Source organism: Planctomycetia bacterium, from assembly GCA_016795155.1.
In the GTDB taxonomy this organism is placed as follows: Bacteria; Planctomycetota; Planctomycetia; order Gemmatales; family HRBIN36; genus JAEUIE01.
Map to the genome: position 1 here is coordinate 39,556 of JAEUIE010000012.1, position 14,737 is coordinate 54,292.

The window sequence follows — 14,737 nt, forward strand, 5'->3', positions numbered from 1 at the left end:
ACCTAAACATGGGTGAGAGGTTTATTCTTCTCTTCTGCCAATTTCACAATGGTTCCCTGGGCGGTGGCGCACAGTTTTTCGATGCCATCGTTTACCACATAGATGTCGCAACGACAGACAGATTGTGTTCGGCCAGTGTAGATAGATTCTGCACGAGCCAGAAGATAGTCTCCCAATGCAGGTCGCACGAAGTTGATCTTGTATTCAGACGACACGCAAGGCACGCCGAGAGATGAGGCACCAGCAAAAGTCAAGGCATTGTCAGCAGCGTAACCAAGTACCCCGCCGTGTACAAATCCGTATTGCTGTTTCACTTCATCCGTGATAGGCGTTTTCAATTCGACCTTGCCCGGTTCAATGCTGATGAGTTCCGATTTCATCAGGATACTGAAAGGCTGGGCAGCCAGAATTTTCTTGCCGATGGACAGGTTATCGCTCATGTGCGGTCTTCTACGTAGTGAGAGTTGTATTATTCTACGGGAAGTTGCACTCTTGAATGACGATGCCCTTCGTTACATTCTCTACTTACTCTGATCCAGGTGATCGTACCACACATCTGCACCCTGTTCATTGTTTTCAATACCCGAAAAGAACGCAGCGACGATCGCATCAAAATCTGGATTTTCCGGCCCCTGGTAATCCATGATCTTGATTCGATATACCTTGAATTTCGAAGGGTCTTTGGCTCGTTTAAAAGGGGTGGCAATTTTGAATCTGATCAGTTCTGGATCAAATTGAACCGACTGGCAGATAATCGCATCCACATCTTTATCGTCTATAACTACTGATCCCTGAAAAACCACGACAGCATGAGATGCCTTCTCTGGATTTTCCCGTAACCATTCACTGGCTTGCGACAATCCTACATGAAGCGGTTCGGGGAGTTTCAGAATGTCGTGCGAACCATCTGCCTTTTCGTAAGCAAGGATGGGAACAATGTCTTCGCCCTGAAACACGCGATCAATATTATGAGCAGCTAGAAATCCGGAATACTGCGAGACGGCTTCCATATCAACGCTCCTTCGGAAGGATGCTTCAGGCTAAAGCCTGATTTGATCCAGTGCAAGAAAGAACTCGCAACAAAACTGACTACGTTCGATTTAATCCAGATTGATTGGTGGCAATTAGTGAGCTGGGAAGAATAGGAGCTTCGCGTAAATTTTGAAAGGTTTTTGTCTATTTTTATTGACGACTGATAAATCCCGGCTTAAGGTACGCTATCGGAATGGTTTTACTAAGTGACATGGATTAGTCTCGAAATCATGGAAAGGTGTTCTTCATGAGAAATTATTTGAGGCTGATGTCATGCTTTGCATGTATGTTCATCGTTTCGCCAGTCATGGCTCAGACCTTAATTCTTGCAGATGGCGATTCACTAAGCTTACAGTCATACAATTTGCAAACGGGAGCACAAAACTGGTCAGTCACGAGCTTTAGTTTAGGATATCCACTTTCGGTTCGGGATACCATCTGGTTGGGGCATCGGGATAATCTTGACTCAGCCATCGAATATAGTGTTGCTACTGGTGCGCCAACAGGGAACTCAGCAGCATTGAGTGGTGACAACCAGAGTCAACTCCTTGATGGCACTACTGACGGAACTTTCAATTACTCTGTTCGATTCCCAAACAGTGCCGTTTTCCGAGCAAATGGAGACTGGACCAACTCCACGTTTCTCTTTAATGCACCGGTGGGTGGTAACACTGCATTTGGAATCACTTACGATACAAGTTCAAGTCGATTGTGGCTGAATGCCGGCGGGAACTTGTATCGATATTCTCTGGCTGGTGTGGAGGAGTTTTCCTTTCCGCATACAGGTGGTAACGGTGGTATTGCGTTCGATAACTCCAATAACACATTGTGGATTGTCCCCAATGATCCGAGCGCTGATTTGCTCCAGTATGATACCAACGGTAATTTCCTCAGTTCTTTGACGGCACTTGGCCGTTCAAGCAATGTCTGGGGTGCAGAAATTCAGTTTGCAGCGATACCCGAACCCGGCACAATCGCACTGATTGCTGGTTTGGCAGTTACAGGTGGTGTTGGTGCCTGGTGGCGAAAACGCAAAAATAACAAATACTCAGCAAGCAAACGATAATCTGTGATCAACCCATGCTCAGAGCCACTGTAAGTTGCAAAGCTTACAGTGGTTTTTTCTTGGCATATTCAGATTTCTACATCATCCCTACCGGGTCAATATCAATGGTAACTTCAACTCCATCAATAGGCTGATACGCTGATTGAACAGTCTTGAGTGCAGCATGCAGCGTATGCGAGGTGCCGGTAAGAACTAGTAAATGATGACGATACCAGCCTTCCAGTTTCTTGAGGGGAGCAGCAGCGGGGCCGAGCACTTTCAACCCCTTACCAACATGAGGCTCCAATAGTTTGGTCCATTGTTCTGATTCTCGTTCCACCTGTATGGCATCACGGCTGCGGAAGATAATGCGTGCCAGGCGTGTGCTGGGTGGAAAGTGATGCAAGGTGCGTGCAGCTAATTCAGCTTCGGCAAAGGTAACGTAGTCATGTCTTGTTGCCAGCCGGATGCTGGGATGATCCGGGTGAAAGGTCTGAACGAGCACTTTACCACCATGATCGCCGCGGCCGGCACGTCCAGCCACCTGGGCCAGCAATTGAAAAGTGCGTTCACTCGCACGGAAGTCTGGTAGATGCAGAGCCTGGTCGGCATACACTACACCAACCAATGTCACAGAGGGTACATCCAGTCCCTTGGCAATCATCTGGGTGCCGAACAGAATACGAATCTCCCCGCTTTGAAAGGCTTTGAAGATCTTGGCATGGCTGCCTGTCTTCTTTGTGGCGTCAGCATCCATGCGTGCTGCGGCAACACCAGGGAATTTGACCCCCAGTTCTTCTTCCAGTTTTTCAGTACCAAATCCGTAATAACGTAAACTGCCCACGCCACAGGTAGTGCACCTTCGGGGTGGGGCCATCTCGAAGCCGCAATAGTGACACAAGGCGGTACCTGCCATATCCCTCTGCTCGCCACGATACCCCTGTACCCCATGTGCAACCTCGTTGCTAACTTTGTTTTTGCCATAGCGGTGGTAGGTCATGGCAACATCGCAGAATTTGCACTTGACCGTCTGACCGCAGTCAGGGCAAAACAGGCAGGTATCAAAGCCACGACGGTTGAGAAGGAGAATGACCTGTCCGCCTTCTTTCAATGCCTGCTGAATGGCAGACTCCAAGCTGGGGCCAATGGCCTTATAGGGGCCAGGTGGGATCTTCTCATGTCGCATGTCAATGACGCCAACTGGTGGCAACGGTCTGCCGCTGACTCGCACTGGAAGATCAAGTTGAGTATAGATTCCCTTTTTGGCATTGTTCCATGATTCCAGTGAAGGGGTAGCTGAGCCAAGAATGATGGGTATGCCTTCACGATGAGCTCTAACGATAGCGAGGTCACGACCATGATAACGAGGCGTTGCTTCCTGCTTGAAACTCTGTTCATGCTCTTCGTCAACAATGATGAGTCCAAGGTTGGCTGTGGGGGCAAAGACGGCACTGCGGGCGCCGACAATCACCGGCACTTTGCCTAGGGCGATGCGTCGCCAATGGCTGCCTCGATCGGCATCGGTCAAATGACTATGAAGGACTGCTACTGAACCGAACCGTGCTTCGAATCGCTGTACCGCCTGGGGCGTCAGACTGATTTCTGGGACCATCACCAGCGCCTGCTTGCCTGCCCGCACTACCTTGTCGATAGCCTGCAGATACACTTCGGTTTTACCTGAACCAGTAACGCCATAGAGCAGGAAAGCATGATACCCGCCTGCGTCAAGTTGTTTTTCGATGACGTTAAGAGCCTTTTGCTGATCGGCATTCAGTACCAGATGTTCCTGAGTTGGAAGTGGTGTGGCAGGCAGCAGGTGCGTCTCAACACGTCGCTTCTCTCGTGTAATGTAGCCACGTTCTACCAGTGCCCAAAGTATGGGGAGCGAGCAGCCGGTCTCATCGATCACTGTTTTGGTATCGTGTGCACCAGGATGAGCACGGAGGTATTCCAGTGCGATTGCCTGCTTCTTACTGAGTCGTGGAGGTGCGATTGGCAGCAGGGGTTCCGGAATAGCTGCAACAAAATCACGTTCACGAGAACCTGCCTGAGCCTTGGCAGCAGCGGGAATCACAGCATCCAGCGCCTGGCCCCATCCGCAAAAATAATAATCTGAGAGCCAATGTGTCAGCTTGAGTAACTGTGGTGTAAAGAGTGGATCGCTGTCGATAACGCGCGTTATCAGTTTGACTGCTCTTTCAGGTTTCGTCTGGTTCACATCGACGCAGTAACAGATCGCTTGAGCATTGCCCCGGCCAAAGGGGACAATAAGCCGTTTGCCTGGGTCTACCTGCCCTTGCAGTTCATCAGGTATGCCGTAGGTAAAAACTGTGGTGATAGGTCTGTTGAAAATAACCTGAGCATACCCCACCGGCTCTGGTTGTTCAGGAGGCAGATGGGCATCGGGAAATAGCATCTCGCTAGGCATGGGGGACATTGTAGCATCTGACAACCTGCAGCAAGGAAGGAGCAGTTGTTTCCATGCAACTGAATCAAATCAGTTCATATCCCAGATGGTATAGTTCAGGTAGCCTGCAAATGTCACCCATAGAATGTAGGGAACAAGCAGCAGCGCACCGATGCGCGAGATCGGCCAGAAAAAGTAAATGGTGATGGCGATGGACAGCCAGAGTGCGCAGAGTTCATAGTAAGCAAATTCTGGGCATTGCATGACAAAGAAAGCATAGGACCAGCCCAGATTGAGCACTAATTGCAGAATAAAGCATGCAATGGCAAGGTGAAAGACTCCCACTTTCCGCCAGACCAGCCATGCTGCAATCGCCATGAGGGTATAGAGTACCTGCCAGATGGTACCAATGACGTAACCTGGTGGCGTCCAGGAAGGCTTCCGCAACGATGGATAGTACAACGACAATCCCTGGCTGGTGGCGTATCCACCCAGTGCAGCTACACCAAAGCAGATGCCAAGCCAGATCAGCAAGGCACCAAAGGTTTTCCATTTACTTTCAGCAAATAAAATTGTTTGATCCATACTGTCATCTTTCGCAATAGTGCTGATTGACGATTCAGGTTAATGCTGGTTGGTTGTCAGTTGGCGATTATGCATCATTTGAAAAATATGAGATTATTTCAAAATATGCTTGCATACCGTGAATATTGTGTTTACAACGTAACGTATGGGCGTCTCCTGCCCATTTGCCCGTTTCCAACCCCACACTTAGTTTTGGAGTAGATGTCATGTTTGCAGCCATCAAGAGATTCATCAACAATGAAGACGGCCCAACAGCAGTGGAATACGCTGTGATGCTGGCACTGATCATCGTGCTGTGCATTGTGGTTATCCGCCAGGTCGGTACCAGTTCTTCCCGAACTTTCAGCACCGCCGATTCCGCTATTTCCTAGTGATACACACACTTGGGGAAGGTCTGGCTCTTCATCGGGCCAGACCTTTTTCTATTCCAGTTTTGCCAATTCCTGTTCGAAGAAATCACGAGCAGTTAACGTACTCCCATCAGACAGTCGAATCAGATAGACTTCCCCGCTCAATGAAGATTTGGAAGCCACGTGTTCGATAAACTGCGAAGCAGTTTGGATGCTGTCTCCTGCGTTCTTAAGTTTCAATCGTAAATGCTCTGCAGCTTCCTGCGCTGAATACTCCGTGCCGTTACGAATAAACCGGGCATCCTTGAGGCTTTCTACACTCGAAATGAGTTTGTCAATCTTCTGGGATTCTGAAAGTCCTCCAATTTCAAATGTTGCAAAGTCTTCGCCAACCAGGGCATTGCTCAACTCAGTCAAGCGGATGGTATAGCTGGCCTTGTAGATTTTCAGTTCCGTGGCTTCTCCTGGTTTCAGTGAAACCAACCCTGTGGTAGCACGCTCCATGTCATCAGAAAAATGTGTGCTGACCATGACCTGACCGCGTGTAATATCCCCTACCGTCAGGCTGCAATCTTTCTCAAGTCCTGGTATGCGTGTCGTTGAGCGCTGCTTTACCGTCATCGTGATGGGGAACGGAGATTTGACGCTGGTTGATTCTAACTTGGAAGCGGTAGCAGGTGCATCGCTGCAACCTGCAAGACCGATCAGCATGATCATGGAGAAACGAGTGATGTGCATGGAAACTCCCTCTGCTGCTACACCCCCAGGTCGCGGATGGTGCAGATGGTACGAAACTGAATACCCAGCGCTTCAAACCGTTCACGTGCTCCCTGCAGACGGTCCACGATACCTACCACAGCGATCACCTTCGCGCCGGCTTCCTGCACTGCTTCGATAGCAGTCATCACCGAACCACCTGTCGTGAACACATCTTCCACAATAACCACTTTGCCGCCAACAGGCAAAACCCCTTCCACGGTTTTTTGCAAGCCATGCGTTTTGGCTTCTTTGCGGATGAAGAAGCCTTCCATTTCTTTGCCCATTTTGTCGTAATGCATGGTGACTGCAACAGTAAGTGGCAATGCACCAACCGCAGGTCCACCAATAGCCTGCATCGGCAGGTCTTTGGTGAGTTCATACAGGGCTTCACCAATCAGTGTTGCCGAGGGCCCATGCAGAAACAAAGACCGGGCATCGATGTAATAACTCGATTTCTGTCCCGAAGCCAGTGTAACTTCTTGGTGTATCACTGCCCGTTGTTTGATGAGTTCCAGCAATCTTTCACGTGATGTCATTTTCATTGTCTCTTGATCTCGTTTGCCTCAAGCCCAAGGACTGCAGTCCGCGGGTTTACATTCCCAGGCTGGCTTTACACAAATCATACCCACAGATCATGATACCCAGATCAGCACATAAGTGGGCCACCCAGGCGCCCCACAATGAACCGGTGTATTGGTAAATACAGCACCAGACAAACCCGCCAAAACCAATGCAGAAGCTGAAGGCAATCACCAATATCAGACCCAGATCGCCCGGCAGATACGCGTACAGCACCAGAATATGATGCAGCATGAAACCAATGGAACTGATGATGGCAGCTTTCAACCAGGGCATGGTGAACCGAAGATGCCCGAAAATAAACCATCGCCAGTAATACTCTTCATAGGCTGAGTGCACTATCGTCAGGAAAATGGCCAGAAACAGGAATGTGGTAGCTGAATCAACCCCAGCATCATCCAGTTTCTTCTGTACAAGCATTGCAGTTTCCGACATGATCGGCATATGCTTGAGCCAGAGAAAATAGAGCAGCAGCATGGCGGTTAGTGTCAATAAGCCGAAATCCAGCCCGAGTTTCCAGGAAAGTTGCCGCCTTGGTTTAGGCAAGCCGTTAACTTCATAAGTATTGGCCCGCATGGCTCGATGCCGTCGGTACAAATACCAGACAACAGGCAGCAGGCCGAGCACGACTTTGGAACTGCCATAAAGTACGCGTGTGAACATTCCCTGCCCGGCCAACACATAAAAGTAAAGCCAGGTCATCAGCGTTGGTGCCAAAAGGGCAACGCCAATCACCAAGCCATCAGATTTCCAGGAAAAGGAACGCATACGGTATCTGCAATCAATTGATACTCTTTCACAATACAGAAATGTCAGGGCAGGGCATGTAACACTCGATCAACAATGCAAAGCTAATGTAGTAATGTTAATTGAGGTAAGGTCCACGTTTTGTGATTTGACATCATGACGGAGTGACCTATGTTCCATTAGCTTGTATTTTTTGATTTGCACCACACTCGGCAGATTGATAATGAAGTTTTTACTTTGTGGTCTGTTGTTACTGACAGCAGGTATTTCGTACAGTTTTGCTCAAGCCATCGTGGTTTTTTCCTTTGCCGGCCGAAACTGGGCACCCAATGGTACGCTCAGTGAGTCATTTAACAATGTTGGTGGAGGGACCATCAACTTTAATGTGACTGGATCTACAGGCAGCATGATTGATTTTAGTGGTGGCCCAACGCCCGACATATTCACTGATACATTTGGTGGCTTAGGTGTGAACAACAGCGCGCTGGTACTTGCAATGAACCAGGGCAGTAGTGCCAACACGGTTACTACAAGTATTACTTTCAGCCATTCCAATGGTGTTCGAAATGTGAATTTTTCTGTCTTCGATATTGATCGGGGCAATACCACGGGCTCAAACTACCAGGATCAAATCACGGTTCGTGCATACCGGTTTGGTAATCTCATCAATTCCAGCCTGGTTACCGTACCCTCACACGGCTCATCCAACTCGGTTGCAGGTAACGTGGTAACTGGCAACCTCTCGGTAAACGATACCGGCACAGGCAGCGGTCTCGGCAACGCAACTTTCCAGATTGAATCTTCCACTGTAATTGATCGTATCGACATCATTTATGGCAACGGCCCACTGGCTCCCAGCAATCCGACCCAGCAGTGGATCATGCTCAGTGACATCACGTTTACGGTTGCCATCCCTGAACCTTCTACCTGGTTCCTTCTGATCGGCACGCCATTGTGTTTGGGATCGATATGGTTTCTACGCTATCGAAATAAGCTTGAAGCAGATAACCAACAAGCTGCTGAAGCGAAACCAGAAGATGCAATGCCAGTTTCCAGTTGCAAGATCTAAGAGTTTGTTTCGTTCTGAAGACTTGAACTAAATTTGAATAATCCCAAACTCATTGCAACGATTGATTCGCATTTTTGTCATCATCTGAAGTGATGTTATGTGTGGAATCCTAAGAACCAACAAGACAAATACATCCACTTCTCGGTTATAAATTACATTTTTTACGCTGTTTTCCTGCCGAAGTGATATGCATGCTGTAAAGCCACTGAGTATTCAGTTTTTCCACAGCAAACAGAAACACGGAAGTTTACTGGAGTCACCGCGATGAATCTCCTGGTTTTGGGACTATTAGTCTGCGTCGGTTATGGGGAATCTGAATCTCTGTTACCGACAGATTCTATACCGCAGGCAAGCAACGGCAATATCACCTTTGCGCCCGATGCAAATCAACGCTTGTTTGATGGAGGGACTAACAGGCTGCCTTTCCAGAGTGATGGAGAATTTGAATCATTCATCGGACCTATCACTAACCCAATCCTGAGTAAGGATCCCCGTTCCAACACTTATCTGCGTGGCTTGTTTATCAACAATCAATTCCCGGGTGACCATGCTCTGGGTGGTGGTAGTGCCCAGATTTATGCGATTCAGGCCAATGTAGCCTTGACCGAGAGACTGAGCATTATCGCTGATAAGGATGGATTGGCACGCGTTGATACCAGTGGTGGTATTCATGAAACAGGTTGGCTCAACCTGGCTGCTGGTTTGAAATACACCTTCTGGCGCGATGTGGAGAATCAGACCCTGGGTGCCATCGGCTTCATGTACGAAATTCCCACAGGAGGCGCTAACGTTTTCCAGAATCACGGTTCTGGCGTGTTCACGGCCTTCTTGACTGGTGGTCAGCGCATTGGCGATTCGATCCATGTCCTCAATACGGTCGGCTGGCAGTTCCCTGTTGATAGCTTCTACAACAGTGGTTTCATCTACAACAGCTTCCATATCGACAAAGCCATTAACGAATGGCTCTATCCGCTGATGGAAGTCAACTTGTACCACTACACCGGCAGTGGCCAATACCTCCCCGGCGTAGTGGGCGAAGGTGACGGTCTTCTCAATCTCGGCACTGCTGATGTCACCGGCAACACCATTGTCACGATGGCATTTGGCATGAAAGCCAAGATCAACTGCAACCTGGAATGCGGTGCTGCTTATGAGTTCCCGATCAGTGACCGCAAAGACCTGCTCGAAAACCGCATCGTAACGGAACTCATCCTGCGCTACTAATACGCACCATGTATCAGGATGAGGCATGCATCAGGGTATGATCCTTCAGCGGCTCATACCCTGATTGTCTTTAATTTCCATCGCTTTCGCCCCATTCAAACTTCTGTGTGTAGATGATGTCGAATATTTCTTGAAGAGGTGCGTTGCTTCTTTCAGACAGCCCAATTTCATGAAGCAGCATCTGAGCTGTATGGCATGCCGATTGGCCTGATGCATCACCGATGTGATAGACAAGTCGATGAATTCCTGACAAATGAGCAGCCAGCCATTGCAGGATGGTCATTACTGTGCGGTTACCTCCATAAGCACCGCAACCCCAGAATCCGGTATGTATAACAATTTCATCTGGATTGTTTTTCCAGAACGATGCAGTTTTTGCAGCAGTGAATCCTGAGTAAGCGGTTTGCAGAATGAAACGAAGGTCCTGCATGGTGTAGCGTCCATAGCCGTGGCTGGGCGCTTCGATAGCCAGGATGTTAGTGATCGTAGGCGGATGAAGTACGTGGGTGGCTAATCGAATCGCTTCATCGCTGGCCTGGGAAAATCGGTTGCCATACAAGCCTTCAGGTCGATACTGATCCTGGTTACGATCAATGGCGATCCCGCATCGCCTTTCCACATTCTGTACCAGGATGGGTGTAGGCTGGTTGTTTTCTACCGTGGCGGTTTCCAGGTTCAACGTAACCAGTGCTTCGCGTAGCGACGCCAGAGCAGGATGCTCTGCCACCTGCATTTCATCCTGTGCCATCAGCCTGCTGCCATAAAAAGCAAAGACATCGGAATGAGCAAAGTTCAGATACCAGTCAACTATTCGATGGGCTGATGGTTCGTAGCCGAAGTAGTCCTCCCGTATTTCGATTAAGCAAAGTTGCCTGCCATCGAAATGCTCTGGCAGTGTGCATGCAGGCCAGCGTGAAAAGACGAGCTCACCCTGATGCATGGAACCAGGCGGGCAGGCAATATCATACACCAGTTGCTTGCAGGGATGTTCAAACCGGGGAGGATGTTTATTTACCAGTTGCTGCGTGTTGAAAGTTTGTCGTTCGAGGGGCTGCAATTCGACTGCCATTGCGAAGCTCCAGACAGAATATTGGTTCTGCTTACTGTGATCGATGCGTAGTCACCTGTCAACTGTCGGCAAAACATGGTGGAGATTGGTCTCCCTTCCGGTTAGGATGATGCGACATCAATGCAGGAACTTACCATGCTTTATCAGATCTTTATCTTGATCGGTCTGATCATTGTTACGGGGTTAACCGGGAACAAAGTGAAGGAATCGCCGCCGACCATTCATCTGTACCGTCATGCACGAACGGAGTATCAACTCCAAGGCCCGGTAGGCACGTATCTCACACGGATCAGCGAGAACTGGCTCAAGCTGGTGCCTGCCGCCAACCCTGCTATTCTTGAAATGTTTCGCGACCGCGATCGTAAACCCCTGCGCCGAATGGAACCCTGGGCCGGAGAGTTTGCCGGGAAATACCTCACCGGAGCAGTGGAGGTCTATCGACTCACCCGTGATGAAGAATTGAAAAAAGTGCTGAGCAAATTCGTGGCTGAGTTAATCTCACTGCAGGGGCCAGATGGGTATCTCGGTCCCTGGCCCAAAGGTTCACATCTCACCGGTCATGCTCCCAACATGACCGACAAAGGCGGTCCGACCTGGGATGCTTGGGGACATTACCACATCATGCAGGGGTTGCTGCACTGGTATCTTGAAACGAATGATACCGCCGCGCTGCAGGCAGCCAGAAAAATCGGCATGCTATTTTGCGATAAATTCCTCGGCGAGAAGATGCCTCGCCTGGTGGATACAGGCAGCACCGAAATGAATCTCGCTCCGGTGGATGTCTTGTGTCAACTCTCTGTCTACTGCAAGGAAAAACGATTTCTAGATCTCGCAGAGCAGATCGTAAAGGAGTACGCTGCTCTCGATGGCGCCGGCAAACCGTTGGCAGGAGATTATCTGCAGTCAGCCCTCAACGGAAAAGAATTCTTTCAATCCCCCAAGCCTCGTTGGGAAAGCCTGCATCCAATCATGGGCCTGGCACGGATGTACTACCTCACCAGTGACAACCAATATTACCGAGCTTATCAACACTGGTGGTGGAGTATCGTGAAACTCGACCGTCATAACAATGGCGGGTTCTCTTCAGGTGAACAGGCCCAGGGTAATCCGTACCACCGCGGTGCTATCGAAACCTGTTGTACCATTGCCTGGCTGGCCATGAGTGTCGAAATGCTCAAGCTCACAGGCAATTCCATTGTGGCTGACGAACTGGAACTCTCGACACTCAATTCGGGCCTGGGAATGCATTCTCCCAGTGGCAGATGGTGTACCTACAACACACCGATGGATGGCGTGCGCAAAGCCAGCGCGCATGATATTGTCTTCCAGTCGCGGGAAGGTGCGCCAGAACTGAACTGCTGTAGTGTAAATAGCGCCCGCAGTTTGGGGCTGATCAGTGAGTGGGCGCTGCTTCACGGAGAGAATGGGGTGTATCTGAACTGGTATGGACCATGCATCCTCAGTACGCCACTGTTACAGGATAACAAGCTGACGCTGACGCAAGAGACCGACTATCCTCGTGAAGGCAACGTGAACATCAAAGTGCAACTGAGCAAACCCGCAACATTTGAACTGTGGCTGCGTATTCCCCATTGGTCAAAAAACACCGTGGTCAAGGTGAATGGCGAAGCGGTCAAAAATGTTCGCCCCGGGGCCTACGCGAGCGTGGATCGTCTCTGGCAGACCGGCGATACCATCCAGATCGAGTTCGATTTCTCCCTGCACTACTGGGTGGGTGAAAAGGAATGCAAGGATACCGTCTCTATCTATCGCGGCCCCATCCTGCTCACGTATGATCGACGATTCAACGAGAGCATCGATCCACCCGATCTGCCCACACTGGACGCCGTCGGCCTGCAAGGCAAAATGGTTGATTGGAAAGGTCGAAGCCAACCGATTATGCTGCTCGAATTTCCCACGACTGATGGCAAAAAACTCAGGCTGTGCGACTTCGCCAGTGCCGGCAACGCTGGTTCGCCCTATCTGTCGTGGCTCAAAGTGAAGGGCGTCCAACCAGTTGAATTCTCTACACAGAATCCACTACGTTCAGGAGCGGAGCGACGTTAGTCCGCCGGTACACCATGCGACAACCGATAACACACCGGCTTGTGCATAACTTTCCACACGCTACACTGGTGGAACGCGTCTCACACAGTCCATTATGAATACCAAACCACCACCTTTGAAAAAACCTCGCCTGCGCTGGTGGCGTTTGTTGGGTTGCCTGTTTCTCTCCCTGTTCCTTTGGTGGGGTGTCGGCCAATTGTTGGAACCCAGGCCGGTATGGTCGATTGATTCCAGAGAAGGAAAAAGTCTGCTACCACTTGTTGAACAGGAGAATGGACATTACCTGCTTGCTGTCGAGGTATTTCACAAGGCAGGAACCTACAGCAGGAACCCGCTGGCACTGGTGGTTATTGATAAAAACTCAGGTAAAGTGTTGCATCGTCTGGATACAGGTGATTCAAGCTTACTGAAATACGATCAAATAAACTGCATTCCACGAATTCATGGTGATGTGATTTGGTGGCTTGCCATCACAGAGATTTTAAGTGGATTTGAGTATCGATTATGTGCCTGGAGGTACAAGAAAGAAAACATGGTGAGAACCGTGCATATCTGGCAGGATTCCATTCTCCAGCAAATGCGGTTGCAATGGCCTGCCATGAGTAAGGTCATTGCGATTCACCATAAGCAAAATAGTCTGGAATCGAAAGTATGGAACCGCTTGATGAATTCTTTACTCTCACTTTCCCTGGGCATGGAATGCAACGTCCTTTTTCCTGAAATACCACCGTTGTTTGAAACCTGGCAACTTCCTGAAACACCTGATCACAAACTGCAGAGAATATGCCAATGGCCGGTGCCAGCTGATCGCATCGATGCAGCTTGGGAAATGTCAGAGGATGGCAATCGCCTGGTCGTGTTGGAGCCTCCAGGCAACTCAAGTTTGGCTCGGCAACGTGCCTTGGCTTCTGGAAAGGAGAAATTTCAAGGTAAGGAACTGTATGATTTGTATCGTTCTGAAGCCCGGGGAATGCAGGTTTATGATACCTCGTCGGGTCGATGCCTGCACCATTATCAGGATGAATATGTGCCCTACGTGTCGTGGGGCTGGCGTGGTTCCTATCTCATTACTGGTGTTGTGAATACAAATCATATCACAGAAGAACTTACACTGACCGATCTGCTTCGCCGCGACATCGAGTGGATACCAACTCGAGTGGATTTACTCAAACCGTTTCAGCGCTATGTGTATCGGATTAATGAGCAGTGCATTCAACCGGTGAAAATGACTACCGCCTTCCGGGATACGGGAGTGCAATTCGCTTTTGTTGGGAAGATTTTTCATGGATCGATAAGAACATGGAATTCAGGCATCTCCTATCTTTTAGGAATCGACGAGGATCATTTAAATCTGCTGCAACAACTACATTTTTCTGAAAGCAACTCTTCGATTCGTTACACTTCATTTGCATGGTTGCCGGGTTGGCATGGACAATACATCACGAGCAGCACAAATTCCTGGCTGAAATATATCAGTTCTTGGAAATACAAATGGAAATGGTTCGAGCGATTGTATGATAAACTCGAAGAACAATCTTGGATCAAGCACTCTGTCACAACAGTTTGCGATGCTACTCGACAACAACCGTTCAGTTATGCTGTAGTAGCTACTGCGCCTCAATGTTTCTCGATGCTGTTCTTACACAAGTTTCGCATGCAGGATGTCAAGACTGTTCTCGGTAGTACACTTCATTCCTATGAATTGCCCATGCATATACATTCCCCCTGGTGGGCACGAGTTGCAGCACTGATCCCCTGGCTGTGGCTGATCTGGATACGCTTTCGGTCATCTCATCAAAAGTGA

Annotated in this window: 14 protein-coding genes; 6 read left to right on the top strand and 8 right to left on the bottom strand. The window is 49.3% G+C overall.

The window, feature by feature from the left end; translation table 11 throughout:
- Positions 1-2: 2 nt before the first annotated feature.
- Together JNJ77_05405 and JNJ77_05410 are read right to left on the bottom strand one after the other, a co-directional pair.
- The gene (locus JNJ77_05405) at positions 3-440 is read right to left on the bottom strand and encodes a PaaI family thioesterase (GenBank protein MBL8822005.1); all 438 of its coding nucleotides are present in this window, start codon (positions 438-440) and stop codon (positions 3-5) included.
- 81 nt (positions 441-521) lie between these two features.
- Positions 522-1,010 (bottom strand): hypothetical protein, encoded by a 489-nt coding sequence (locus JNJ77_05410; protein ID MBL8822006.1) that lies wholly within the window; start codon positions 1,008-1,010, stop codon positions 522-524.
- A 329-nt stretch (positions 1,011-1,339) separates the two neighbouring features.
- Between JNJ77_05410 and JNJ77_05415 the strand changes: the two genes are divergently transcribed.
- On the top strand, positions 1,340-2,098 hold the full coding sequence (locus tag JNJ77_05415; GenBank protein ID MBL8822007.1) for a PEP-CTERM sorting domain-containing protein: 759 nt from the start codon (positions 1,340-1,342) through the stop codon (positions 2,096-2,098).
- Between the two features lie 76 nt (positions 2,099-2,174).
- On the opposite strand, the gene priA is transcribed toward JNJ77_05415, so the two are convergent.
- Together priA and JNJ77_05425 are read right to left on the bottom strand one after the other, a co-directional pair.
- Positions 2,175-4,505: a primosomal protein N' gene (gene priA / locus JNJ77_05420; GenBank protein MBL8822008.1), complete on the bottom strand. Its 2,331-nt coding sequence runs from the start codon at positions 4,503-4,505 to the stop codon at positions 2,175-2,177.
- Between the two features lie 69 nt (positions 4,506-4,574).
- Positions 4,575-5,069 carry a tryptophan-rich sensory protein gene (locus JNJ77_05425; protein ID MBL8822009.1) on the bottom strand — a complete coding sequence of 165 codons (495 nt, stop codon included), beginning with the start codon at positions 5,067-5,069 and terminating at the stop codon, positions 4,575-4,577.
- Positions 5,070-5,275: 206 nt separating this feature from the next.
- On the opposite strand from JNJ77_05425, the gene JNJ77_05430 reads away from it, so the two are divergent.
- Positions 5,276-5,440, top strand: coding sequence for a Flp family type IVb pilin (locus JNJ77_05430; GenBank protein ID MBL8822010.1), 165 nt, complete (start codon positions 5,276-5,278; stop codon positions 5,438-5,440).
- 51 nt (positions 5,441-5,491) lie between these two features.
- Here JNJ77_05430 and JNJ77_05435 read toward each other — a convergent pair whose 3' ends face one another.
- The 3 genes from JNJ77_05435 to JNJ77_05445 are packed head-to-tail and all read right to left on the bottom strand — an operon-like array spanning position 5,492 to position 7,525.
- Positions 5,492-6,157 (bottom strand): DUF5329 domain-containing protein, encoded by a 666-nt coding sequence (locus tag JNJ77_05435; protein MBL8822011.1) that lies wholly within the window; start codon positions 6,155-6,157, stop codon positions 5,492-5,494.
- Between the two features lie 17 nt (positions 6,158-6,174).
- A complete protein-coding gene (pyrE, locus tag JNJ77_05440; GenBank protein ID MBL8822012.1) occupies positions 6,175-6,714 on the bottom strand; it encodes an orotate phosphoribosyltransferase in 540 nt (179 codons plus the stop codon).
- A gap of 55 nt (positions 6,715-6,769) precedes the next feature.
- Entirely contained in the window at positions 6,770-7,525 is a 756-nt protein-coding gene (locus tag JNJ77_05445; protein ID MBL8822013.1) for a CPBP family intramembrane metalloprotease, read from the bottom strand.
- A 202-nt stretch (positions 7,526-7,727) separates the two neighbouring features.
- On the opposite strand from JNJ77_05445, the gene JNJ77_05450 reads away from it, so the two are divergent.
- Positions 7,728-8,573, top strand: a complete 846-nt coding sequence (locus JNJ77_05450) for a hypothetical protein (protein ID MBL8822014.1) — start codon at positions 7,728-7,730, stop codon at positions 8,571-8,573.
- Positions 8,574-8,837: 264 nt separating this feature from the next.
- On the top strand, positions 8,838-9,797 hold the full coding sequence (locus JNJ77_05455) for a hypothetical protein (GenBank protein ID MBL8822015.1): 960 nt from the start codon (positions 8,838-8,840) through the stop codon (positions 9,795-9,797).
- A gap of 70 nt (positions 9,798-9,867) precedes the next feature.
- On the opposite strand, the gene JNJ77_05460 is transcribed toward JNJ77_05455, so the two are convergent.
- Complete coding sequence (locus JNJ77_05460) at positions 9,868-10,866, bottom strand: hypothetical protein (GenBank protein MBL8822016.1); 999 nt, start codon at positions 10,864-10,866, stop codon at positions 9,868-9,870.
- A gap of 135 nt (positions 10,867-11,001) precedes the next feature.
- On the opposite strand from JNJ77_05460, the gene JNJ77_05465 reads away from it, so the two are divergent.
- Positions 11,002-12,933, top strand: coding sequence for a glycoside hydrolase family 127 protein (locus tag JNJ77_05465; protein ID MBL8822017.1), 1,932 nt, complete (start codon positions 11,002-11,004; stop codon positions 12,931-12,933).
- A 94-nt stretch (positions 12,934-13,027) separates the two neighbouring features.
- Positions 13,028-14,737 (top strand): hypothetical protein, encoded by a 1,710-nt coding sequence (locus JNJ77_05470; protein ID MBL8822018.1) that lies wholly within the window; start codon positions 13,028-13,030, stop codon positions 14,735-14,737.

Bases quoted from the DNA above. Each gene is read 5' to 3' on its own strand.
- JNJ77_05405 (MBL8822005.1), bottom strand. From the start codon at position 440: ATGAGCGATAACCTGTCCATCGGCAAGAAAATTCTGGCTGCCCAGCCT.
- JNJ77_05410 (MBL8822006.1), bottom strand. From the start codon at position 1,010: ATGGAAGCCGTCTCGCAGTATTCCGGATTTCTAGCTGCTCATAATATT.
- JNJ77_05415 (MBL8822007.1), top strand. From the start codon at position 1,340: ATGGCTCAGACCTTAATTCTTGCAGATGGCGATTCACTAAGCTTACAG.
- priA (MBL8822008.1), bottom strand. From the start codon at position 4,505: ATGCCTAGCGAGATGCTATTTCCCGATGCCCATCTGCCTCCTGAACAA.
- JNJ77_05425 (MBL8822009.1), bottom strand. From the start codon at position 5,069: ATGGATCAAACAATTTTATTTGCTGAAAGTAAATGGAAAACCTTTGGT.
- JNJ77_05430 (MBL8822010.1), top strand. From the start codon at position 5,276: ATGTTTGCAGCCATCAAGAGATTCATCAACAATGAAGACGGCCCAACA.
- JNJ77_05435 (MBL8822011.1), bottom strand. From the start codon at position 6,157: ATGCACATCACTCGTTTCTCCATGATCATGCTGATCGGTCTTGCAGGT.
- pyrE (MBL8822012.1), bottom strand. From the start codon at position 6,714: ATGACATCACGTGAAAGATTGCTGGAACTCATCAAACAACGGGCAGTG.
- JNJ77_05445 (MBL8822013.1), bottom strand. From the start codon at position 7,525: ATGCGTTCCTTTTCCTGGAAATCTGATGGCTTGGTGATTGGCGTTGCC.
- JNJ77_05450 (MBL8822014.1), top strand. From the start codon at position 7,728: ATGAAGTTTTTACTTTGTGGTCTGTTGTTACTGACAGCAGGTATTTCG.
- JNJ77_05455 (MBL8822015.1), top strand. From the start codon at position 8,838: ATGAATCTCCTGGTTTTGGGACTATTAGTCTGCGTCGGTTATGGGGAA.
- JNJ77_05460 (MBL8822016.1), bottom strand. From the start codon at position 10,866: ATGGCAGTCGAATTGCAGCCCCTCGAACGACAAACTTTCAACACGCAG.
- JNJ77_05465 (MBL8822017.1), top strand. From the start codon at position 11,002: ATGCTTTATCAGATCTTTATCTTGATCGGTCTGATCATTGTTACGGGG.
- JNJ77_05470 (MBL8822018.1), top strand. From the start codon at position 13,028: ATGAATACCAAACCACCACCTTTGAAAAAACCTCGCCTGCGCTGGTGG.